Raw genomic sequence first — 22,255 nt, 5'->3', positions numbered from 1 at the left:
TGAGATCACCCCAGATTATGAGTGAATCAAAAGAATATATAGAAGTTTACGGAGCCAGAGAACACAATCTTAAAAACATTGATGTCAAAATTCCGCGCAACGAGCTGGTGGTTATTACCGGGCTTTCCGGAAGCGGAAAATCGTCATTGGCCTTTGATACGATTTTTGCTGAAGGCCAGCGTCGGTACATCGAAACTTTCTCAGCCTATGCCCGCCAGTTCCTGGGAGGCCTGGAACGTCCGGATGTCGATAAGATTGAAGGACTGTCTCCCGTTATTGCCATCGAGCAGAAAACGACCAATAAAAACCCACGTTCTACCGTAGGAACAGTGACTGAACTGTATGATTATCTCCGACTTTTGTTTGCAAGAGTTTCAGATGCCTATTCATTATCATCAGGAAAGAAACTGGTCAGCTATACCGAGGATCAGATTCTTGATACCATTAAAGAAAACTATAAAGGTGAAAAACTGATGCTGATGGCCCCAGTGGTACGTTCAAGAAAAGGGCATTATCATGAACTGTTCGTTCAGATGGCTAAGAAAGGATACGGACAGGCGAGAATTGACGGCGAACTGCAGGATATCGAATATGATTTAAAACTGGACCGGTATAAAACCCATGATATCGATATTGTCATCGACCGTTGGATAATCGGTGAATCTGCTTCTGAAGCCAGAATGGAGAAATCACTGAGAACGGCCATGGAAATGGGTGAGGGAGTCATAGGAATTCAAAAACTGGGAAGTACGGAAATAGAATATTTTTCAAAAAATCTGATGGATGCTGAAACCGGTCATTCATTAGCCTTGCCTGAACCGAATACCTTTTCTTTCAACTCGCCTAAAGGTAGCTGCCCAAGCTGTAAAGGTTTGGGAACAATCAAAAAAATAAACACTGATTATTTTGTTGAAAATCCTAAATTATCCATCAATCAGGGAGGTCTTCTTCCTTTGGAAGACATCAAATCGAATAAATGGGTTCTGGCACAGATCAAAAGTATTCTGGAGATTTTTGGATTGGGACTTACAACTCCGTTTAAAGATATTCCGGCAGAAGCGCTGGATTACATGTACAACGGATGTCATAAAGAATTTAACAAAGACCTGAAATACGCAGGAATTACCAAAAAAATAAAAATCAGCTTTGATGGTCTGATTCCTTTCATGGAAGAGATCATCGATGAAAAAGAATCGTACGAAGGTGTTTTGCTCGAAAGACATTTCACGACTGAAGAGACCTGCCCGGACTGTAAAGGGACACGTCTTCAGCCGGGGAGTTTAAGCTTTAAAATCGATGGAAAAAACATTGCTGAAATCAATGCACTAAGTTTATCGGATCTGAAAGACTGGCTGAGGGAGGTCAAAGATAAGTTTTCAGAAAAAAACGGTATTATTGCCCATGAGATTTTGAAAGAGATCGAAACCAGGCTTCAGTTCCTGCTGGATGTCGGTCTGGAATATTTAAGTCTGAGCAGAAGCTCAAAAACCCTTTCCGGAGGAGAATCTCAGAGGATCCGTCTGGCAACGCAAATCGGTTCTCAGCTCGTGAATGTTCTCTATATTCTTGATGAACCGAGTATCGGTCTGCACCAGAGAGACAACGAAAGACTTATCAATTCACTAAAGAATCTCCGTGATATCGGAAATTCGGTACTGGTGGTTGAGCACGATAAAGACATGATTATGGAAGCCGATGAGGTTCTGGATATTGGTCCGAGAGCCGGAAAATTCGGTGGGGAAATTCTTTGGCAGGGAAAACCGGAAGAGTTACTGAAAGCAGATACCATTACCGCAGACTACATCAACGGGAAAAGAAAAATTGCCATTCCGGAAGTAAGAAGAGAGGGTAACGGAAAAAGTATCTCACTGAAAGGAGCTACAGGAAACAATCTTAAAAATGTAAACCTTGAAATTCCATTGGGAAAACTCGTGGTGGTGACAGGAATTTCAGGAAGCGGAAAATCTTCCCTGATCAACGGAACATTGTATCCGATCCTGAACAAACATTTTTACAGAGCGGTTCAGGAACCGTTGCCATACAAGAAAATTGAAGGGCTTGACAATATTGATAAAATTGTAGATGTAGATCAGACTCCGATCGGAAGAACGCCGCGTTCAAATCCTGCAACCTACACAGGAATGTTCACCGATATCAGAAATTTATTTTCTGAACTGCCTGAAAGTAAAATCCGTGGCTATAAGCCGGGAAGATTTTCTTTCAATGTAAAAGGCGGAAGATGCGAAACTTGTCAAGGAGGTGGTTTGAAAGTCATTGAAATGAACTTCTTACCCGATGTCTACGTGCATTGTGAAACCTGCAACGGAAAACGTTTCAACAGAGAAACGCTGGAAGTCCGTTACAAAGGAAAATCAATTTCCGATGTTTTGGACATGACGATTGATGAAGCGGTAGATTTCTTCCAGCCGATTCCAAAAATTTTTGCAAGAGTGAAAACTTTACAGGATGTCGGTTTGGGTTATATTACCATGGGACAGCAGTCAACTACGCTTTCCGGAGGGGAAGCGCAACGTATCAAGCTGGCAACAGAACTCGCAAAAAGACAAACCGGAAATACTTTATATATTCTTGACGAACCGACTACAGGACTTCATTTTGAAGATGTGAAAATTCTGATGGATGCTATCAATAAGCTGGTAGAATTAGGAAACTCTTTTATCATCATCGAACATAATATGGATGTCATCAAACTGGCAGATCATATTATTGATGTAGGTCCTGAAGGTGGAAAATATGGTGGAGAGATTATAGCTAAGGGAACTCCGGAAGAGATTATTAAATCGAAGAAGAGTTTGACAGGGAAGTATTTGAAGAAGGAAATGTAGATTTATCGGATGACTGTACTAAAACAAAAAGATGGAAGAAACTCTAGGTATTTTGAGATTCAGGAAGATGGAGTTTTTGTAAAAAGTAATTTTGTAAAAGAATTAAATGAATATAAGATCTATTTTCCGGATATCCAGTTTGATGAAACGGTATTCATAAAGAAGAAAGATCCTGTATTAATTGGGATCTCAGTTTCTATGGTTTTCAATTCAATATTATTAAGTATTGTTATAAATGACGGTTATCAGCTTTCCTATACGATGGGTATGACCGTTTTTATTATTGCGTTGATTCCTTCTTTAATTGTCACTGCTATTTGTAACAGTGAATTCAGAAAAGAAAATTCTAAAAGTCTTACAGCTGCAAAGCCGCTTATCTTTTCTTATAAGAAAAAGGAAATGAAAGAAGTTGATGCTTTTATATTAAATATAAAGGAGGGTAAAAAACAGTTTTTCCTAAAGGAATATTATAAAGTTGATAATTTAATTCCGGTTCATATACAAATTAGTAGAATTCACTGGCTTTATGAAAATAAATATATTAACGAAAGTGATGCAAAATTTATTATTGATGAATTAGAAAATAAAAGAATTATTGAAGGACTTTAAACATCCATTCAATTATTAAAAGAATCTGTGAATGCAGATTCTTTTTTAATTTTATACAAACAGACTTTATGAAAAAGCCAAACGAAATTATAGCTCTCGAAAAAGTTCATAACATAAAACTTAACCAGGTATTTGATAAAGTTGATATTGTAACTGGCGAACACACCAATCTATTTCTTACCGATAAGAAAAATAAGGTTATAGGTCTGAACCTCTCAAATAATAATATTGAGAGTATTAAAGGCTTTGAAACTTCAAAGAATTACTTTATCTGAACCTATACGGAAATTCATTATCGGTTACTGATGGTCTGCAGGCATTTTCTAAATTAGAAATACTAATTATTGGCAATAATAAAATTGTAAAGTTAAATGAGTTTTCAAATCCCGATTTAAAAATATTGAATCTTTCAAATAATTATATAACTAAAATAAAAGGATTTGAAAATCTTAAAAATTTGGAAGAACTATATTTAACGAGAAATCAGATTAAAGAGATTAATGGCACAGATCATCTGAAAAGTCTTGAAATTTTGAAAATTGAATTTAATGCTTTAACAGAGGTTGATTTTCAAGTATTGAGTAATTGTAACCTAACTCATTTAGACTTACGCAATAATTGGATTAACAAATTCAGGAATTTGGAATTTATTAAAGAAATAAAGCATCTAAATCTAACTTATAATCAGATAGATGAGGTTGGAATTATTAAAGAAATTTTAAATTTCAAGCAGCTGAATTTTATAAATGTTGAAGGCAATCCATTTTTAAACAAAACAGATTTGGGGTTATGTGGTTATGGTTATGAGAATCATTTAGAAGATTTACGCAAGTATTTTATCTCCCAATATTAACAATTCAACTATTTTTAAAATTTAATAATCTGAATATCAATAATTTAAACTCCAATGTTAACCCAATGTTAACTCAATGTGAAATTTGTATGAATAATTTTTTATATCTTTGGTTAAGAAATCAGAATACATCTGATAAATACTATATAACCAGAGACTTATGAAGTCGGTTTTTATGATTTAGATGTATAGCAAAACTGGTAATAACATTTAAACAATTAAAAAATCTACATTATGAAAAATAAAATTCAAATATTTGTTGCCTCTCTTTTCGCATTGGGATTAACAGCAATAGCAGGAAATGTAAAAGCTCAAACTACTTCTAATAATACCATTCAGGAGGTTCAGGTAGGTAAAAATGATGCTTTCAATGAAATCAGGAGTTTATTGATTCAGAATTTTGATTTTACCAACTCTGACTATAAAACTGGAATTGTTAACTCAGAAGTAAAATTTGATGTCAACGAAAATGGTAAAATCGTGAATGTACGTTCCAAAGGAGACTGTAAAAATGTGAGTAAAGAAATTGAAAGCGTGTTGAGCCATCTTCAATATAAAATTGATGCAAATAAACTGAATGAAAATATGATCGCATCATCTTATGTTATGCCGGTAAGAGTGGATATCGACAATAGATAATCAAAAAATAATTGATCAGAAAAAGGAATTCAATTTCCAATGAACTGCTTGAAAAAGCAGTTTTTTTATTTCCCGTAATTCCATACATTTGATGTTAAATTTTCATCCTTTGAATCCGATTCTTGATGTTGTTATCCGCTCGCTGTGTGTTTACCTCTTTATGGTAGCAGCCATTCGCCTGTTTGGAAAAAACCAGCTCTCACAGCTCAATGCAGGAGATGTCGTTTTACTGCTTCTGATCTCCAATGCAGTACAGAACGCCATGGTAGGAAATAATACTTCGCTTGAAGGTGGAATCGTGGCCGCACTCGTTCTCTTTGCTGCCAATTTTACGGTTAAAAGGTTTATGTTTTCCAGTCGGTCATTTTCAATTTTTATGGAAGCGGATCCGGTAATTCTTGTCAAGGACGGAGTGGTGGATTATGTTGCTTTGCGGAAAGTGAAAATTACTTTTGACGAACTGAACGAATCGATCAGGGAACACGGGATAGAAAGCATTGAAAATGTAAAACTTTCTATCCTGGAAGTTGACGGGAACATAAGCGTAATCTCTGAAGATCAGAAAGACCGGCAGACCCACTATTCAAGGATCAAAAGAAAAAACAGAAGAAAATATCATTAAAAAAATGAACTACGAAATAAGAGAAATGCTTCCTAAAGATCAGACCCGTGTCATGGAAATTTTTCAGCAGGGGATTGATGGCGGGATTGCAACTTTTGATACTGAACTTCCTAACCCCGAAGTATGGGATACGAGTTTTATCAATGACTGCCGATGGGTGTTGGAAGACGAAAACAGCTTAGTGATCGGATGGTGTGCATTGAAACCGGTTAGTAAAAGAGAATGTTTCAAAGGAGTGGCTGAAGTTAGCATCTATTTTGATCAGAATTATTTGGGGAAAGGCCTTGGTACTCTTTTGCTGAGAAAACTCATAATTGACAGCGAAAACCACGGATTCTGGACTTTACAGTCTAATATCTTCCCTGAAAATGAAGCGTCCATAAAATTTCATTTAAAAAATGGTTTCCGAAGCGTCGGAATCCGGGAGAAGGTAGGGAAGCTTCACGGCAAATGGAAAGACCTTGTGATGCTTGAAAGAAGAAGTAACAGTCTATTTTAGGATTTAACATAAACACTTCTTTATATTTTACATTTACCTGAACCTTACTGAAAGCATGCATTACGTCGCCCGGAAATGTACAGTGAGTTTTAATGCGACGATTTTGGCATTTTGATTGTATCTGAACAGGTGACCAATCTAAAATTATACAATATGAAACTTCTGAAAAATACAATCTTAATGGTAACCGCAGCCGCATTTCTTTCCTCATGTCTTCCACATCCGGGACGCAGACCAATGCCACCTGGGCACGATAAAAAAGTGGAAAAAATAAAGGAACACCGAAACAGGTAATAACTCACGGATGATACCTGCTGTACTTCAGCTATTTTGAATTCTTTGGCATTAACATTGTTTTAAGTACGCCTGGAAATTAAAACAGAAAAAATATGAAGATTTTAATAAAAAGCTTAGGTATATTTTTAACCGTGATTATGCTGGCCTCATGTGTAGCTCCGCCCCATCATGGACGGAGACCGGGACCGCCGCCGGGTCACGGCAGAAAAATGCATGGCCCGAAACATCATCATCCGCATCCCGGTAGAGGACATCACCGCGGAAGACATTAAAAATAAAATCCCCAATCTGAATTGGGGATTTTTTACTGTTATATCTAAAGTCTTGTCTTTTTTGGATTCAGAAAAGTGTTGAAGATCATGACTTCCTGGCCAAACTTTTTCTCGATGATTTCACTGATATTCTTCAGTTCGCTCTCCATAAACTCAACCCGTTTTTCCTCGCTGTCAAAAATCAGAAGAAGGTTGTAATTTTTACCGTCTTCGATGAAGTCGCTGTGAACTTCAGAGAGGATATATTTTTCTACATCCAGCAGGTTTTCAGTCATCAGGACCAATGTATCATCCACGTAATTTTCCCATTCTCCTATATTGTCTTTTGTACAATGGAAAGTAATGCTTAATACGCTCATTTTTTTAAGAATTTTTAAGATTATTTGAATAAATAGTTCCGCAAAAATCGGTAAAAATTTCGTAAATTAGCCCGTTATTAAATATTCAAAATTAATAGTTTTCAGGTTGTTTTTTAAATATCTGATTATCATTACAATAAAAGTTATATATGCAAAGAGAAGGAGAAAGATTGATTCCTATCAACATCGTTGATGAAATGAAGTCATCTTATATTGATTATTCAATGTCCGTTATTGTTTCAAGAGCTTTACCGGATGTAAGAGATGGCTTGAAACCTGTTCATAGAAGAGTGCTTTACGGTATGTATGGATTAGGGGTTTTTTCAAACAGAAAGTACTTAAAATCTGCAAGAATCGTAGGGGATGTTTTAGGTAAATATCACCCACACGGAGATTCTTCTGTATACGATGCAATGGTAAGAATGGCTCAGCCATGGAGTTTACGATATCCACAGGTAGACGGGCAGGGTAACTTCGGTTCAATGGATGGAGATCCGCCTGCAGCAATGCGTTATACCGAGGCAAGGCTGAAGAAAATTTCAGACGAGATCTTATCTGATCTTGATAAAGAAACGGTTGACTTTCAGAATAACTTTGATGACAGCTTAACGGAACCAAGCGTAATGCCTACTAAGATTCCGAATCTTTTGGTCAACGGTACTTCAGGTATTGCAGTAGGGATGGCGACTAATATGGCGCCCCATAACCTGTCTGAAGCAGTAGATGCCATCACGGCGTATATTGACAACAGGGAGATTACCATTGACGAGCTGATGCAGCACATCGTTGCTCCCGACTTTCCAACAGGAGGAATCATCTACGGATATGATGGAGTGAGAGACGCTTTCCACACGGGAAGAGGAAGAGTCGTTCTCAGGGCAAAAGTTAACTTTGAGGAAGTGCATAACCGAAATGCAATTATTGTAACTGAAATCCCTTACCAGGTCAACAAAGCTGAAATGATTGCCAGAACAGCGGAGTTGGTGAAGGATGAAAAAATCCCGGGTATCTATGAAATCAGGGATGAATCAGACAGAAACGGGATGCGTGTGGTTTATGAATTGAAAAATGACGCCATTCCAAATGTTGTTCTCAACTTATTATATAAATATACTTCACTGCAGACTTCTTTCAGTGTCAATAATATTGCCCTGGTACACGGAAGACCGGAACAGCTGAATCTAAAAGATATTATTCACCACTTTGTTGAGCACAGACATGTGGTCATTGTGAGAAGAACCGAGTACGAACTTAAAAAAGCCAGAGAGAGAGCCCATATTCTTGAAGGTTTCATGAAAGTGATCGGGACTCAGGATTCATTGGATAAAGCAATTGCGATCATCCGTCACAGTGCCAATCCACAAGCTGCAAAAGAAGGAATTATTCAGGAATTTGATCTTTCTGAAATTCAGGCTCAGGCAATTCTTGATCTTCGTCTGGCCCGTTTAACGGGAATGGAACTGGATAAGATCCGTGATGAGTATGAAGCAATAATGAAAGAAATTAATAATTTGGAAGATATCCTGGCTAATGAGCCGAGAAGATTTCAGATCATTAAGGATGAATTGATTGAAATTAAAGAAAAATATGGTGATGAAAGAAGAACAGAAATCGATTATTCAGGAGGAGAAATGTCTATTGAAGATATTATCCCGAACGAAGCCGTAGTTCTTACAATCTCTCACGCCGGATATGTAAAAAGAACCTTACTTTCCGAATACAAAATTCAGAGCAGAGGTGGTGTTGGAAACAAAGCGGCTACAACAAGAGATTCAGATTTCCTGGAGTATATTGTGTCTGCCACCAACCACCAGTATATGCTGTTCTTCACAGAAAAAGGAAAATGCTACTGGTTAAGAGTATTTGAAATTCCTGAAGGTTCAAAAACCGCAAAAGGAAGAGCAGTACAGAACCTGATCAACATCGAGCCGGATGATAAGATTAAAGCATATATCAGAACCAACAACCTGAAAGATGCTGAATATGTCAACCAAATGAGTGTTGTAATGGTTACTAAGAACGGAACCATTAAAAAAACTTCACTTGAAGCCTATTCAAGACCGAGGATCAATGGAGTTAATGCCATTGAAATCAGGGATAATGACATGTTGTTAGGAGCCTATTTAACCAATGGAACTTCTCAGATTATGATCGCTACGAAAAACGGAAAATGTATCCGTTTCCCTGAAGAGAAAGTAAGAGAAGTGGGAAGAGGTTCGATTGGTGTTCGGGGGATCAGTATGGAAGATAATGATGAGGCAATTGGTATGATTGTTGTGAACGATCTTGACAATGATACTGTACTGGTAGTTTCTGAGAAAGGATATGGTAAAAGAACTGCTGTACTGGACTACAGAGAGACGAACAGAGGTGGAAAAGGAGTTATTACCCTAAATATCACAGAAAAAACAGGTAATCTTATCGCTATCCAGAATGTTACCGATGAAGACGGACTGATGATCATCAACAAATCAGGAGTTGCCATCAGGATGAATATGAACGAGATGCGTGTCATGGGTAGAAATACCCAGGGTGTAAAAATGATCAATCTGAAAAAGAATGATGAAATTGCAGCCATCGCAAAAGTTGAAATGGATAAGGATGTAGTAGAAGAGGATGAACTTACAGAAGGTTCAGAAACTGCAGTTTTGCCAACTGAAGAAGGTGACGCTCCGGAAATCGAAAACAATTCAGAAATAGAGAATTCAGACGATCATACTGAAGAAAGTTCTGAAGAATAATTAAATAAAAATAAAATTGTTATTATTATGAAAAAGCTAATTTTAGGTATAGCAATCGTTTCATCGGCATTCGTTTTCGGACAGAAACAGGATGCTAAGGATGTAAATGCGCAATTACAGGCTTCTAATAAAGCAGCAATGGATGCTTATCAGGCGAAAAACTATTCAGCCGCAGCACCTAAGTTTTTAGAAGTTTATAACCTGATGAAAACAAGCGGTCAGGATGATAAAGTGTATATGTATTATGCAGGGTTGAGCTATGCTTTGGCTAATAATGTAGACGAAGCTATTAAGATCTATACTGATTTGATCAATTCAGGATATACAGGAGTACAGACTCAATACACGGCGAAAGAAAACAAGACAGGACAGGTGGCTACTTACGATAAAAATACCTGGGAGCTTCTGAAAAAATCTTCTTCAAAAGATTATTCGGATTTTAAAAGTGAACAGACAAAAAGTGTAGAGCCTGATTTATACGAAACATTGTCAACATTACTTTTAAATGCCAAAAAGAACGATGAAGCTCTGGCATTGATCGAAAAAGGTTTAGCTAAATATCCAAATAATGCTAAATTAAAGGAATATCAGGGATCTGCATTGTATGCATCCGGAAATACGGATAAATTTATGGCGAACTTAAAAGAGCAGTTGGCTAAAAATCCTAATGACGGAACCAACTGGTACAATTTAGGAGTACTTCAGTCAAAAGACCCGGCAACAGCAAATGATGCGATTGCTTCTTTCCAGAAAGCCATCGAACTTTCTTCAAATAATCCGACTCTTTCTAATAACGCTCATCAGAATTTAGTATATACAACACTGGGGGATGACGCTAAAGCAGTTGAGAGTATTAATGCATTAAGAAAATCGAATCCTGACGAGGCTACCAAATTAATAGAAGCCCGAAAAGAAAGGTTTAATAAGGCACTTCCATTCGCTGAAAAGTGGTATCAGACTAACCCTGAAAGCAGGGATGCTGTTTCTGTTTTAAGAGAAATTTATGCCATTACGAAAAACACGGCAAAAATGAATGAAATGAAAGCTAAAGAAGCTGAACTTGAAGCAAAACAGCCAAAGTAAGACCACACTTTTAATTATATGGAACCGGAACATTTTTGTTTCGGTTTTTTATTTTTATTAAAGGAATTAATCTTCTCATTTACTTATATGAGTATTTTATACCTGAAGTTGATAATAAGATCCTATATAAGTGATCTATTTTCATAATATTGTTAATGAGTTTTGAAACTACACAGATTGCAAAGCAGGCAAATTCAGAAGGTCCTTTTTCTGAAAACAGCTGATCCCGTTTCTTTAAAATTTCAGGTGATTATCCAAAAAAGGACTGTTAAAATTCTCTGCAATTCCTTATCTTTGATAAAAATTTTTACAGAATGATCGAGTGGAAAACCGTCAGAGAATACGAAGATATTACTTATAAAAAATGTAACGGCGTAGCGAGAATTGCCTTTAACAGACCTGAGGTCCGCAATGCTTTCAGACCCAAAACAACTTCAGAATTATACGATGCTTTTTACGATGCTTACGAAGATTCTTCGATAGGCGTTGTATTGCTTTCCGGGGAAGGACCAAGCACCAAAGATGGGGGCTGGGCTTTCTGCAGCGGAGGTGATCAGAATGCAAGAGGACAGCAGGGATATGTAGGTGAAGACGGAAGACACCGCTTAAATATTTTAGAAGTTCAGCGTCTTATCCGCTTTATGCCAAAAGCTGTCATCGCTGTAGTCCCTGGATGGGCTGTAGGAGGCGGTCATTCACTGCATGTCGTTTGTGACTTGACTTTAGCAAGCAGAGAGCATGCGATTTTTAAGCAGACCGATGCTGATGTGACCAGTTTTGACGGTGGATACGGTTCTGCATATCTGGCGAAAATGGTGGGACAGAAAAAAGCCCGTGAAATTTTCTTTTTAGGAAGGAACTATTCTGCTCAGGAAGCACTGGAAATGGGAATGGTCAATGCTGTAATTCCTCATGAAGAACTCGAAGATACCGCTTATGAATGGGCGCAGGAAATTTTAGCTAAATCACCTACATCCATCAGAATGCTGAAATTTGCGATGAATCTTACCGATGACGGAATGGTTGGGCAACAGATTTTTGCCGGTGAAGCTACCCGTCTGGCTTACATGACAGAGGAAGCAAAAGAAGGGAGAAATGCATTCCTGGAAAAAAGAAAACCGGATTTTGGAAAAGATCAGTGGATTTCTTGAATATGAGTAATGGGTAATGGGTAATGTATTGCCTATTGTTTTTTTGAGCTGTTTAATATAAAAACAAAAGAAATGAAAAAACATAAAAGAATATATTATGTTAGCGGAATTATCAGTGCGCTTTTAGTTCCTCTTTTGTTTGTCTATTATGCTGCTCCTGTTTACAGTCAGATGAACATGAGAGTGATGGATATCGGACTTCCTGCGAAAGCTAAAAAAGGTGAAAAAACTCAGGAATTCGCAAAGATTCCAACCGAAGGATGGACTTATAAGATAATTAATGTTAAGCCCGGTTTTGATCAGAAAACAGAAGACGATTTTATTAAAGAAATAAATCAGCTAAGGGTAAAAGATGTTGATTTTACCGGAATCAGATTTCAGTTTTCGGATGAAAATGTTTATGCCGATTTAGTTCATCTGTTAAATATTGTAGAGAAAACAAAATATAAGCAATGTGGTTTAGATACCGGTAAAACCAACAGCATATATTTAGCCTACAGAAAAATAAATAATGAAAGCCATTACGGAGCAGGTGGAAACGGAGATTGTGGGATAAGTTCTTTTACTATTAGCGATTACAATTACTCTCAGGCCAGCTTCTGGAAAAAAATGATCTGCTATTCTCCTAAAGAATCCTATTATCTGATCTTTGGTTTCCTGATGCTCATTTACTGCGTTATGTTAAAACCTAAACTCAGTTTTAATATCTGATCTATGGAACAAAACTTTAAAAACGACCAGATTTTTCACCTTGAGATTCCGGATTTCAGTGATTTGAAACTGATGGATGTTTCACCAAAATATCTTCAGATCATCTTATTGAATCTCGGTTTATTTTCCGTTTTTTTGATCGGGGTTGTAGCTTTGGCCTTCTATTTTTTTTATTTCAATCTCAATTCCCTGCAGATTTCAGCTGTAATTACTGTTGCTGTTCTGTTCATTTTTTTTCTTTTTCTCAATGCTGTGATCGGTTTCAGATTCAGGAAATATGCTGTCCGTGAAAAAGATTTGGTGTATCAGTATGGCTGGCTGAAACGCAGTATCATTATCGTCCCTTTTAACAGAATTCAGCATATTAAAGTTGAGCAGGGCTGGTTTTCGAAAATATTAAATCTAAAATCTGTTTCTGTTTTTACCGCAGGAGTTAACGGTGGAGATATCACCATCAATGGTCTGCCGGAAGATATTGCAGAAGGAATCAATCATCATGTCAGAACCGCAATTTCGATAGAAAAAAAAGAAGATGGAGGAGAAGCGTAATTCTTTTTTTCAGCCGCAGCGACAGTCTAAAACGGGAATTGTCCTGCTTTTTCTGTATAATATCGGAATGGTGATCAAAAATTTATGGGTTTTCGTTATCCTTTTTTTTGTCAGAAACGAAAAAATGCAGTTATGGATGATCATTCCCTCGGTGATAGCGGTTCTTTTGATTTTAATCGGTTCCGCTGTTCTCCAGTATTATCATTTCAAATATTACATTGACGAAGAAAATGAAGAGTTTGTCATTCATGAAGGCATTATCAATACTTCCGTAACTAAAATTAAAAGAGAAAATATTCAGGAAGTCAATATTTCACAACCCTTTGTTCACCGTTTCTTCAATATCTATAAACTTGAAATTGATACTCCCGGAAGTTCGGGCAAAGAAGTGAAGATTTCAGCATTGACTAAACAAAATGCGGTAGACCTAAAAAAATATCTATTAACAGAAAAAAAGATTGCTGAAAAGTCAGAAGAATCTGATGAGACACTTCAGGATAAAGATATTCAACTCATCCGTTCCATCAAAATATCTACCCTGAGCATTTTAAAATACGGAATTACTGCAAATTATGTTCAGAGCTTTTTAGCATTGGTCAGTTTAATCATTTATGGTTTTTCCGAAATTACCAACCTGCTCAGAAAAGCAGAATTTGAAACACCGTTAGATTATGACACGGTGGAATCCCATTTTTTGGCATTTTCGGTTCCGGTGATCCTTGGAATTGTGTTAGGTGCTGTTATTATCGGTATACTGATCAATACAGTCCGTACGCTCATTAAATTTTTCAACTTTAAAATTACAGAAAACAATCAGAGTTTTTCTTTTGAATACGGTTTATTCAATACCCGGAATTCGATCGTGAACAAGTCTAAAGTACAGGTGGTTACCGAAACGCAGAACTGGATCCAGAAGAAAATGAAAATTTCGTACGTGAAATTTCTTCAGATAGGAAAGAATGAAGAGGAAGATCATAAGAATGCTGCAGCCGTTCCGGGAATTGATAACGGTGAAAAAGTAAAACTGACGGAAGCGGTCTGGACAGAAAATCCTGTTTTTGAACATTCTTTAAAACCAAATTTCAGATTCATTCTTTTAAGTACTTTTCAGTGGATTGTAATTCCCCTTTTTTTAATTTTCCTGATTGAAAAAGAACTTTTGGTAAACTATTGGTTCATGGCAGTCATTTACAGTGTTTTAGCTGAATTGTTTATTTTGATTTATTTCAGAAATTTAAGATTGTTCTATAACGAAAGATTTATCAGGCTAAAATCAGGGATCTGGGATGTAGATAACCGAACTTTTGAGGTCGAAAAACTTCAAACTGTGAAAATTTCTCAGTATTTTTGGCAACGGAAAACAAACTTGGGAACAGTCACTTTTTATACCTCTGCAGGACACTTTAAAATAGCTGCGTTAAACTATTTAAAATTGAAAAAACTGCTGAATTACTGTATTTTCAAAATTGAAAATTCTAAGAATAATTAAAATAAAATTTAATGTCAGATTGGATAAAAGCTGCAAGGCTGAGAACATTACCGCTTTCCCTGAGCGGCATTATTATGGGGTCATTCATTGCAAAATGGCGCCTTTGGGGCGAAGGAGGAACCTGGGACTGGAAAATTTTTGCTCTTGCCCTTTTAGTTACACTGCTATACCAGGTGCTGTCAAATTATGCTAATGACTACGGCGACGGAGTGAAAGGAACCGATGCAAAAAGAATCAACGAAGCCGAATCAAGAGCAGTGGCATCCGGAAAGATTACCGCACAGCAGATGAAAAACGCAGTCATTATTTTCTCAGTTTTATCTTTTGCAGCGACCCTGGCACTTTTATATCTGGCCTTTATCCCGGATTACATGAAAGAATTTTATCTTTTCATCGGTTTGGGAGTTGCGAGTATACTGGCTGCCATCGGTTATACAGTAGGAAAAAAACCTTACGGATATATGGGATTGGGAGATCTCTTTGTCTTCATCTTTTTTGGCTTGGTTTCAGTGTGCGGAAGTTATTTTCTTTTCACAAAAACATTCAGCTGTGATATGCTTTTACCCGGGGCAGCTGTAGGTATGATGAGTATGGCGGTTCTTAACCTCAATAATATGCGTGATATTGAAAGCGACAGATTATCAGGTAAAAACAGTCTTGCTTTAAGAATCGGATTTAAAAATGCAATGATCTATGAGATGGTTCTGCTTCAGTTCCCCCTGATCCTGATTCTTATTTTTCTGGGTATTAACGGCTTTATTCAGTCTCAGCAATATTACGTTTTTATTGTGATGATCCTTCTGATACCGCTTGCTAAACTTAGAAGAAAGATCATGGCGGTAAGAGAACCTAAACAGCTTGACCCGTTCCTGAAGCAGGTAGGAATTATCACTTTTATGATGGCAGTACTTACTGCTTGCGGACTAAATTTTTTCAGTTAAAAAATCTAGTTTTATTAGGTTCTAAATAAGGATAAATCTATTTTGAGAGATAAATGGTAAATAATAAATTTTACATAATTATCACGTGGATATCGGTAATAATCCTAATTGGTTTTTTTATTTTATTAGGTAAAGAATTGATATTTGAAGAATTTTCTATATCTGAAATTGCTGTTATACCGATTGTTTTAGGAACAGTGTTGTTAATAGATTTTGTTATTTCTTTCATAATTTTAAAACGGAAAATCGAACCACCTATTGTTATTGTTATTATTCAAATTATAATAATAGTCTTTTGTTTATACTTGATCTATTATTACAATAGTGGGGTATCGGTAAAAGCAGACAGTGTTATAAGTTCATATTAAATATTTAAAAATAAATAAAAAATGAAAATACAATTTTTAGGACAAAACTGTTTTTTGTTCACTTATCAGGAGACAACTATTTTATGTGACCCTTTCTATAATTTTAAAAAAGCAGAATCAGGGTTTGATATTTCGGCTCAGAAAATAGATTACATTTTACTGACGCATGCGCATGGCGATCACATTGCTGATGTTGGAGAGGTTTTACAGCACTATCCTGAAGCAACCATTATCGGGCAGCCGGAAATTTGTGCTTATTTCAAAAATGCTAAAAATACGAACGATGTAAACCTTGGAGGATCTGCAAAAATCAATGATCTTAAAATCTCTATGGTTCCGGCTCATCATACAAGTTCATTTCCGGACGGAAGTTACGGCGGTGTTCCTGCAGGATATATTTTCAGACTTCCTGAAGGTAAAAATGTATACCTGGCAGGTGATACAGGAGTTATGGCAGATATGCAGCTGTTTCCGCAGCTATATGGCTACTTAGACCTATCTATTCTTCCGGTTGGAGGTCATTACACTATGTGTTCGAGAAAAGCAGCATTTGCAGCATCAGAATTATTAAAAACGCCTAAAGTGATCGGATGTCATTTTGATACTTTTCCGGCTATTGAAATTGATCATGAAAAAGCAGTTAATGATTTTAAAGAGAAGAATGTAGAACTCGTCCTTCCAAAAGTAGGAGACAGTTTCGAGATATAACAAAAAAATTAAGAGATTAAGTAATTTATATAAAATCATCTTAATCTCTTAATTTATAAAAATAAAAAAATGGCAAGCTACCTAAATCACACCGCTACGACCAATTACCTTTGCTGCGTTCCCACCCTGGAGGGTTCTCAGGAGCTGGTTGTTTAGGACTTGCCGTTGCAAAGATAGGAATTAATTGTAAACTTAAAAATATTATTACAGAAAAAATCTCTAAAAAATCCTCTATTGAAGCTAAAAGGCTGACATTTAGACCAATATTTTTTGAAAATTTTTCTAAAAAATTAAATTATGACGAAAAGTCCAGTAACCTTAGGAATTTTACTTTACGCAGCTACCATGTTGATTTTTTTTGGTGTGTATTTTCTTTTTTCCGGTGTTGAATATTTTGATACTTCATTGAAAGTCAATGCATTCGTTTTGCCAATATTTTATGCTTTAGCAGCATTCTGGTCTGTAAAATCCCGTTGGAACACCCATCGGATGGGCTTCAGAGAAGCGTTTAAAAGAGCTTTCATTCCCATGTTCATCGGTGGAATTTTATCCATTGTCAGCATTTTTTCTTTCTTAAATTTCATTGATACTGATGCGAAAAAGCTCCTGAATTATCAATATGTTCAAAGACAGAAATCAGAATTGGACAAAGAATACCTGTCTGCTAAAAAAATCCTGAAACACCAGAAAGATATTGATGAGCTTGAACAGAAATACCGGGAAGGACTGCAGAGATTTGATCCTAAAACAATTAAAGGAAAAGATATGCTGACTGCAAGTCATTTTTCAGGATATTTTGCAGCAATTCTTATATTTTACGTAGTTTTGTCAGTATTTTTCGGGGCATTTTTTAGAAAGAAAACCATCCCTCAGGAAATTATTGAAGAATAATATTTTATTGAAATTAAATGAATGTATCTATAGTTATTCCGTTGCTTAACGAAGAAGAGTCTCTCGAAGAGCTTTTTACGAGAATTGATAAGGTCTGTACAACCAGCAGTTTATCCTATGAAGTCTGGTTTATTGACGACGGAAGTACCGATTTATCGTGGAGCATTATTGAAAATTTAAAAATCCAGCATCCCCAGATCCACGGAATAAAATTTTCCAGAAATTACGGGAAATCTCAGGCTTTACACGCTGCTTTTGCAAGGGTAAACGGTGATGTGATCATTACGATGGACGCTGACCTGCAGGATTTTCCGGAAGAAATTCCTGAACTGTACCGGATGGTGATCGAAGATAATTATGATATTGTATCCGGTTGGAAAAAGAAACGTTTTGATAACGTTATGACTAAAAATATTCCTTCGAAACTCTTCAATGCTGCGGCTAGAAAAGTTTCAGGAGTGTATCTTCACGATTTCAACTGTGGTCTGAAAGCATACAAAAAACAGGTCGTCAAGTCAATTGATGTATATGGAGATATGCACCGTTACATTCCTGTTTTGGCTGCGAATGCGGGATTCAGAAGAATTACAGAGAAAGAAGTTCCGCATCAGGCAAGACCTTACGGTACTTCAAAATTTGGTACTGAAAGATTTGTCCGAGGATTTTTAGATTTGGTAACTCTTTGGTTTGTAAGCCGTTTTGGCGGAAGACCCATGCATTTTTTTGGAGCTGTAGGAACTTTAATGTTTATTGTAGGTTTTCTCTCAGCATTTTGGTTGGGAGTTTCAAAATTAATTGATGTTGCAAGAGGAATTTACGGACATTTAATTACTAATAATCCTTGGTTTTTCATTGCTTTAACAATGATGTTGATGGGAACTTTGCTTTTCATTGCAGGGTTTTTGGGCGAAATGATTATCAGAACTAATAGAGAACATAAGAATTATAATATTGATGAAGTAATCTAGAATGATCAAAAAAGTAATTCTGATATTAATAAATATTTTAGTTATCTTTTTCTTGATAAGATTGTATTGGCAGTATTTCAGAGTAATAGAATCTTTTACAGAAGTTGCTAAAAGAAAAGCTTTTATATTTTTTATACCCGTTTTACTTTTTGTATTCAACTATTATTTTGAAAAGCATATCGTAAAAAGTCAGAAATTTATTTTAACTAAAGTTTTGATAACGATAGATTTGGTTATTCTTTTTTATTTAATAGGATATCCAATATATTTAGAAAATTTTATCTGAATGAATTAAAAATGAGCAATAAAACTTGTCTGAACTGCGGTCATTTTCTTTCCGGTGAGTTTTGTGCTCATTGCGGACAGAAAGCAGACACGGCAAGAATTACAGTTAATTCGCTCATTAAAAATGATATTCTCGGTTCGATTTGGCATGTTGAAGCTAAATTTTTCTCAACTTTACAAGATATCTTATTCAGATCCGGCAAAACGGCGATGGATTATATCTCAGGAAAAAGAATCAGATACAACAATTTTATTTCGTTGTTACTGATTCTTTTTGGTTTTAATGTATTGAGTTATCATTATTACGAGCAATTTGCTCCGGCTCCGGTTCTTTCGGATGATGTTTCAGATGTAAAAGATTTTTTCTCAAAATATTCCAAGGTAATACTGTTTGTCATCATTCCGATGTTGGCAATTAACGGATATTTGATTTTTAAAAGATTAAAGTTCAACATTGCCGAGCATTTTATCATTGCAACAGTGAGTCTTTTAGGAATTTTAATCTTATTTTTGTTGAGCGATATCGTAAGTCTGATTGGTTTGTGGAAACCGATTTCAAAGATTTTCAATTTTATCGACAAAATCATATTCGGTCTTTCTATTCTCTTTCCGGCAATTACTTTTTGGAATGCTTTTAAAAAATCATACTCAAAACCAGTTCTACTCTGGAGAGTATCGGCTTTGTATGTTTTGATGGGAATAGAAAGTTTTGTGATTTTTGCAGTTTTATATCAACTATATTAGTTTGAAATGAAAAATACAGTGTATACTTTATTATTATTGGCGGTGGTTTCTTGCGGAAAAATTTCTCCCAAAGGAAACTTAGAAAAAAAAGAAATTGATGTTGAAGAATTTGTCAATCTGGATTTAGAAGGGAAATTCAGGGTGTTTTATGCAAGAGGTCCAAAAAACTTTGTTGAGATCGAAACCTACCCAAACGTAGCTGATAATCTGGATATTGATGTAGATGAAAAGACCCTTTCGATTAAAGAAAACAGGGGAACGAAAGGGGTAGATTTCTATAATGTGACAATTTATTCAAAATATAATTTAGAAAAAGTAGCTCTTTCAGATTCTGTTGAAATGAATATTTCAAGCGAAATTAAAACCGATAATTTTAGACTTAATTTAAAAAATAATGCTACTTTTATGGGTTCGGTCAACACAAGAAGAGCAGAGGTGGAAATGATGAATAGGAGCCGTGCAAATTTTTTGGGAGAAACCAAAGATGCTGTGATCAAGATTTCTGATACTGCAAGCCTGATTGCTCCTTACTGGAAAATTGTTAACCTTTCGATTGATTCAAAAAACGGGAATTACGCAGAAGTTAACGTAATCGATTCACTAAAAGGAAACATACAGAATACTGCAAAATTTTTGTATTACAATGATCCGATCAGAGCTTTTAATGTTGATAAAACAACGAAAGTTGAGAATAAAAAATTAAATTAGCGGAGAACTGCTTCAATCTGAATAATCTATGAGATAATGAAAATTACCGCCTTAGAATCAGATTTCAGAAAATTAAATAAAAGAATAATAAAAAACAAATAGGCAGAAAATTGGAAGACCTCCAACTTTCTGCCGTAAACTTACGAATACTATATGACAACATTAGAAAAAGCGAAACTTTGGTTGAGTGACACTTTCGATAAAGAAACAAGAGATGCTGTTCAAACATTAATCGACAGCAACTCACCGGACCTTGAAGATTCTTTTTACAGAGAACTGGAGTTCGGAACAGGAGGAATGCGTGGGATTATGGGTGTTGGAACCAATCGTTTAAATAAGTACACGTTAGGGCAGGCAACACAGGGACTTGCGAATTATATGCTGCAGCAATTTCAAGGCGAAAGTATTAGTGTTGCGATCGCTTATGATGTCAGAAATAACTCAAAAGAATTCGGAAAATTGGTGGCAGATGTCTTAACGGCAAACGGGATCAAAGTTCTTTTGTTTAAAAACCACAGACCAACTCCCGAATTATCTTTCACTGTCCGTGAAAGAAAATGTAATGGAGGGATTGTATTGACAGCTTCTCACAATCCACCCGAATACAATGGATATAAAGTCTACTGGAACGACGGTGCACAAATTGTTCCGCCTCATGACGAAGCAATTATTAATGAAGTTTACTCCGTAAAATTTGAAGAAATTAAATTCGACGGAAACGATGATCTGATCGAATGGATCGGAGAGGAGCAGGATGAAGTATACATCGATGCCTGTATCGAAAATTCAACATATCAGGATGTCGGAAAGGGTAACTTAAATATTGTTTTTACCTCTATTCACGGTACAACCTATACAACAGTTCCTCAGGCTTTGGAGAAAGCAGGTTTTAAGAAAATCGATTTGGTAAAGGAACAGATGATTCCCAGTGGAAATTTCCCGACAGTAGATTCTCCGAATCCGGAGGAGCCCGCAGCTTTGGAAATGGCAATGGATTTAGCTAAAATCACCAATGCTGATATCGTCATCGGAACAGATCCTGATGGAGACCGATTGGGAATTGCCGTTAGAAACCTTGAAGGAGAGATTCAGTTACTTAACGGTAACCAGTGTAATACGATCTTAACGTATTATATTTTAGATCAATGGAAAAAACAGGGTAAAATTACCGGAAAAGAATTCATTGGTTCAACCATCGTAACTTCTGATATTTTCTTTGATATTGCATCGAAATTCGGTGTTGAATGTAAAGTCGGATTGACAGGTTTCAAATGGATCGGAAAAATGATCCGTGATGTTGAAGGTAAAGAAAAATTCATATGTGGTGGTGAAGAAAGTTTCGGATTCATGACCGGAGATTTTGTTCGGGATAAAGATTCTTGCGGAAGTATTGTATTAGCCTGTGAAATTGCTGCATGGTGCAAAGCAAATGGAAAAACCATGTACGAATACCTGATCGAGATTTACCGGGAAACAGGGATGTATTATGAAGGTCTGATCAATATCACCAAAAAAGGAAGAGACGGAGCGGAGGAAATTCAGAATATGATGAAGAATTTCCGGGAGAATCCTCCAAAATCTCTGGCTGGTTCTGCAGTTGAAGAAATAAAAGATTTTAAGGAGCAGACTAATTTTGTGGTTTCTGAAAATAATAAAAAAGTAATGGACGATATTCCGAAATCGAATGTATTGATTTACTATACTCAGGACGGAACAAAAGTCTGCGTAAGACCTTCAGGAACAGAGCCTAAAATTAAATTTTATGTTTCTGTAAAACAAAATTTAAATTCTAAAGATGATTTTGAATCGACATTAAAATCTTTAGAACAGAAGATAGAAGAAGTAAGAAAAGATCTTCAGTTAAATTAAATAAGGCATCGGGAATTAGGTTGTAGATAAAAGTTTGCTTTGTAGAATTATGT

23 protein-coding genes and 1 other RNA gene are annotated in these 22,255 nt (G+C 36.1%); 22 read left to right on the top strand and 2 right to left on the bottom strand.

The window, feature by feature from the left end; translation table 11 throughout:
• The first annotated feature begins 17 nt into the window (after positions 1-17).
• The 9 genes from uvrA (at position 18) to AC2A07_RS09320 (ending at position 6,637) form a co-directional block, all read left to right on the top strand.
• Entirely contained in the window at positions 18-2,846 is a 2,829-nt protein-coding gene (gene uvrA, locus AC2A07_RS09360) for an excinuclease ABC subunit UvrA (protein WP_484050168.1), read from the top strand.
• Between the two features lie 9 nt (positions 2,847-2,855).
• On the top strand, positions 2,856-3,455 hold the full coding sequence (locus AC2A07_RS09355) for a hypothetical protein (protein WP_314491274.1): 600 nt from the start codon (positions 2,856-2,858) through the stop codon (positions 3,453-3,455).
• A gap of 68 nt (positions 3,456-3,523) precedes the next feature.
• Complete coding sequence (locus tag AC2A07_RS09350; protein ID WP_484050167.1) at positions 3,524-3,730, top strand: hypothetical protein; 207 nt, start codon at positions 3,524-3,526, stop codon at positions 3,728-3,730.
• Positions 3,727-4,308 carry a leucine-rich repeat domain-containing protein gene (locus AC2A07_RS09345; RefSeq protein WP_484050245.1) on the top strand — a complete coding sequence of 194 codons (582 nt, stop codon included), beginning with the start codon at positions 3,727-3,729 and terminating at the stop codon, positions 4,306-4,308. Before AC2A07_RS09350 ends, AC2A07_RS09345 begins: the two co-directional genes overlap by 4 nt.
• Before the next feature lie 234 nt (positions 4,309-4,542).
• Positions 4,543-4,947 (top strand): hypothetical protein, encoded by a 405-nt coding sequence (locus AC2A07_RS09340; RefSeq protein WP_314491265.1) that lies wholly within the window; start codon positions 4,543-4,545, stop codon positions 4,945-4,947.
• Positions 4,948-5,056: 109 nt separating this feature from the next.
• Entirely contained in the window at positions 5,057-5,569 is a 513-nt protein-coding gene (locus AC2A07_RS09335) for a DUF421 domain-containing protein (RefSeq protein WP_484050166.1), read from the top strand.
• Between the two features lie 4 nt (positions 5,570-5,573).
• Positions 5,574-6,068: a GNAT family N-acetyltransferase gene (locus tag AC2A07_RS09330; protein ID WP_314491262.1), complete on the top strand. Its 495-nt coding sequence runs from the start codon at positions 5,574-5,576 to the stop codon at positions 6,066-6,068.
• 153 nt (positions 6,069-6,221) lie between these two features.
• Positions 6,222-6,362, top strand: a complete 141-nt coding sequence (locus AC2A07_RS09325) for a hypothetical protein (protein ID WP_314491259.1) — start codon at positions 6,222-6,224, stop codon at positions 6,360-6,362.
• A 95-nt stretch (positions 6,363-6,457) separates the two neighbouring features.
• Positions 6,458-6,637, top strand: a complete 180-nt coding sequence (locus AC2A07_RS09320; RefSeq protein WP_314491256.1) for a hypothetical protein — start codon at positions 6,458-6,460, stop codon at positions 6,635-6,637.
• Between the two features lie 44 nt (positions 6,638-6,681).
• On the opposite strand, the gene AC2A07_RS09315 is transcribed toward AC2A07_RS09320, so the two are convergent.
• The gene (locus tag AC2A07_RS09315) at positions 6,682-6,996 is read right to left on the bottom strand and encodes a DUF4286 family protein (RefSeq protein ID WP_484050165.1); all 315 of its coding nucleotides are present in this window, start codon (positions 6,994-6,996) and stop codon (positions 6,682-6,684) included.
• Between the two features lie 149 nt (positions 6,997-7,145).
• Between AC2A07_RS09315 and gyrA the strand changes: the two genes are divergently transcribed.
• The 8 genes from gyrA (at position 7,146) to AC2A07_RS09275 (ending at position 16,737) form a co-directional block, all read left to right on the top strand.
• Entirely contained in the window at positions 7,146-9,737 is a 2,592-nt protein-coding gene (gene gyrA / locus AC2A07_RS09310) for a DNA gyrase subunit A (RefSeq protein WP_484050164.1), read from the top strand.
• Positions 9,738-9,764: 27 nt separating this feature from the next.
• A complete protein-coding gene (locus AC2A07_RS09305; protein WP_314491248.1) occupies positions 9,765-10,820 on the top strand; it encodes a tetratricopeptide repeat protein in 1,056 nt (351 codons plus the stop codon).
• Between the two features lie 314 nt (positions 10,821-11,134).
• On the top strand, positions 11,135-11,971 hold the full coding sequence (locus AC2A07_RS09300; protein ID WP_484050163.1) for a 1,4-dihydroxy-2-naphthoyl-CoA synthase: 837 nt from the start codon (positions 11,135-11,137) through the stop codon (positions 11,969-11,971).
• A gap of 72 nt (positions 11,972-12,043) precedes the next feature.
• Positions 12,044-12,682, top strand: a complete 639-nt coding sequence (locus AC2A07_RS09295; protein WP_484050162.1) for a hypothetical protein — start codon at positions 12,044-12,046, stop codon at positions 12,680-12,682.
• Positions 12,683-12,685: 3 nt separating this feature from the next.
• Positions 12,686-13,231, top strand: coding sequence for a PH domain-containing protein (locus AC2A07_RS09290; protein ID WP_484050161.1), 546 nt, complete (start codon positions 12,686-12,688; stop codon positions 13,229-13,231).
• Positions 13,215-14,720, top strand: coding sequence for a PH domain-containing protein (locus tag AC2A07_RS09285; RefSeq protein WP_314491237.1), 1,506 nt, complete (start codon positions 13,215-13,217; stop codon positions 14,718-14,720). Before AC2A07_RS09290 ends, AC2A07_RS09285 begins: the two co-directional genes overlap by 17 nt.
• An 11-nt stretch (positions 14,721-14,731) precedes the next feature.
• The gene (gene menA, locus AC2A07_RS09280) at positions 14,732-15,661 is read left to right on the top strand and encodes a 1,4-dihydroxy-2-naphthoate octaprenyltransferase (RefSeq protein WP_484050160.1); all 930 of its coding nucleotides are present in this window, start codon (positions 14,732-14,734) and stop codon (positions 15,659-15,661) included.
• 389 nt (positions 15,662-16,050) lie between these two features.
• Positions 16,051-16,737 carry a metal-dependent hydrolase gene (locus AC2A07_RS09275; protein WP_314491230.1) on the top strand — a complete coding sequence of 229 codons (687 nt, stop codon included), beginning with the start codon at positions 16,051-16,053 and terminating at the stop codon, positions 16,735-16,737.
• Between the two features lie 67 nt (positions 16,738-16,804).
• On the opposite strand, the gene ffs is transcribed toward AC2A07_RS09275, so the two are convergent.
• Positions 16,805-16,902: signal recognition particle sRNA small type (gene ffs / locus AC2A07_RS09270), an RNA gene on the bottom strand.
• A gap of 132 nt (positions 16,903-17,034) precedes the next feature.
• Here ffs and AC2A07_RS09265 point away from each other — a divergent pair.
• From AC2A07_RS09265 to AC2A07_RS09245, 5 genes are all read left to right on the top strand, one after another.
• Complete coding sequence (locus AC2A07_RS09265; RefSeq protein WP_484050159.1) at positions 17,035-17,628, top strand: DUF4199 domain-containing protein; 594 nt, start codon at positions 17,035-17,037, stop codon at positions 17,626-17,628.
• 17 nt (positions 17,629-17,645) lie between these two features.
• A complete protein-coding gene (locus AC2A07_RS09260) occupies positions 17,646-18,596 on the top strand; it encodes a glycosyltransferase (RefSeq protein WP_314491224.1) in 951 nt (316 codons plus the stop codon).
• Positions 18,597-18,893: 297 nt separating this feature from the next.
• Positions 18,894-19,625, top strand: a complete 732-nt coding sequence (locus AC2A07_RS09255; RefSeq protein WP_484050158.1) for a DUF3667 domain-containing protein — start codon at positions 18,894-18,896, stop codon at positions 19,623-19,625.
• A 6-nt stretch (positions 19,626-19,631) separates the two neighbouring features.
• A complete protein-coding gene (locus AC2A07_RS09250; protein WP_484050157.1) occupies positions 19,632-20,333 on the top strand; it encodes a GIN domain-containing protein in 702 nt (233 codons plus the stop codon).
• A 153-nt stretch (positions 20,334-20,486) separates the two neighbouring features.
• Positions 20,487-22,202, top strand: coding sequence for a phospho-sugar mutase (locus AC2A07_RS09245; RefSeq protein WP_484050156.1), 1,716 nt, complete (start codon positions 20,487-20,489; stop codon positions 22,200-22,202).
• Positions 22,203-22,255: the final 53 nt, after the last annotated feature.

This window comes from Chryseobacterium sp. HNCC26DJ238, from assembly GCF_057180465.1.
The sequence above is the reverse complement of the archived record's forward strand: the minus strand, read 5'-3'. Positions and strand labels throughout refer to the sequence as shown.

Bases quoted from the DNA above. Each gene is read 5' to 3' on its own strand.
- uvrA (WP_484050168.1), top strand. From the start codon at position 18: ATGAGTGAATCAAAAGAATATATAGAAGTTTACGGAGCCAGAGAACAC.
- AC2A07_RS09355 (WP_314491274.1), top strand. From the start codon at position 2,856: ATGACTGTACTAAAACAAAAAGATGGAAGAAACTCTAGGTATTTTGAG.
- AC2A07_RS09350 (WP_484050167.1), top strand. From the start codon at position 3,524: ATGAAAAAGCCAAACGAAATTATAGCTCTCGAAAAAGTTCATAACATA.
- AC2A07_RS09340 (WP_314491265.1), top strand. From the start codon at position 4,543: ATGAAAAATAAAATTCAAATATTTGTTGCCTCTCTTTTCGCATTGGGA.
- AC2A07_RS09330 (WP_314491262.1), top strand. From the start codon at position 5,574: ATGAACTACGAAATAAGAGAAATGCTTCCTAAAGATCAGACCCGTGTC.
- AC2A07_RS09325 (WP_314491259.1), top strand. From the start codon at position 6,222: ATGAAACTTCTGAAAAATACAATCTTAATGGTAACCGCAGCCGCATTT.
- AC2A07_RS09320 (WP_314491256.1), top strand. From the start codon at position 6,458: ATGAAGATTTTAATAAAAAGCTTAGGTATATTTTTAACCGTGATTATG.
- AC2A07_RS09315 (WP_484050165.1), bottom strand. From the start codon at position 6,996: ATGAGCGTATTAAGCATTACTTTCCATTGTACAAAAGACAATATAGGA.
- gyrA (WP_484050164.1), top strand. From the start codon at position 7,146: ATGCAAAGAGAAGGAGAAAGATTGATTCCTATCAACATCGTTGATGAA.
- AC2A07_RS09305 (WP_314491248.1), top strand. From the start codon at position 9,765: ATGAAAAAGCTAATTTTAGGTATAGCAATCGTTTCATCGGCATTCGTT.
- AC2A07_RS09300 (WP_484050163.1), top strand. From the start codon at position 11,135: ATGATCGAGTGGAAAACCGTCAGAGAATACGAAGATATTACTTATAAA.
- AC2A07_RS09295 (WP_484050162.1), top strand. From the start codon at position 12,044: ATGAAAAAACATAAAAGAATATATTATGTTAGCGGAATTATCAGTGCG.
- AC2A07_RS09290 (WP_484050161.1), top strand. From the start codon at position 12,686: ATGGAACAAAACTTTAAAAACGACCAGATTTTTCACCTTGAGATTCCG.
- AC2A07_RS09285 (WP_314491237.1), top strand. From the start codon at position 13,215: ATGGAGGAGAAGCGTAATTCTTTTTTTCAGCCGCAGCGACAGTCTAAA.
- menA (WP_484050160.1), top strand. From the start codon at position 14,732: ATGTCAGATTGGATAAAAGCTGCAAGGCTGAGAACATTACCGCTTTCC.
- AC2A07_RS09275 (WP_314491230.1), top strand. From the start codon at position 16,051: ATGAAAATACAATTTTTAGGACAAAACTGTTTTTTGTTCACTTATCAG.
- AC2A07_RS09265 (WP_484050159.1), top strand. From the start codon at position 17,035: ATGACGAAAAGTCCAGTAACCTTAGGAATTTTACTTTACGCAGCTACC.
- AC2A07_RS09260 (WP_314491224.1), top strand. From the start codon at position 17,646: ATGAATGTATCTATAGTTATTCCGTTGCTTAACGAAGAAGAGTCTCTC.
- AC2A07_RS09255 (WP_484050158.1), top strand. From the start codon at position 18,894: ATGAGCAATAAAACTTGTCTGAACTGCGGTCATTTTCTTTCCGGTGAG.
- AC2A07_RS09250 (WP_484050157.1), top strand. From the start codon at position 19,632: ATGAAAAATACAGTGTATACTTTATTATTATTGGCGGTGGTTTCTTGC.
- AC2A07_RS09245 (WP_484050156.1), top strand. From the start codon at position 20,487: ATGACAACATTAGAAAAAGCGAAACTTTGGTTGAGTGACACTTTCGAT.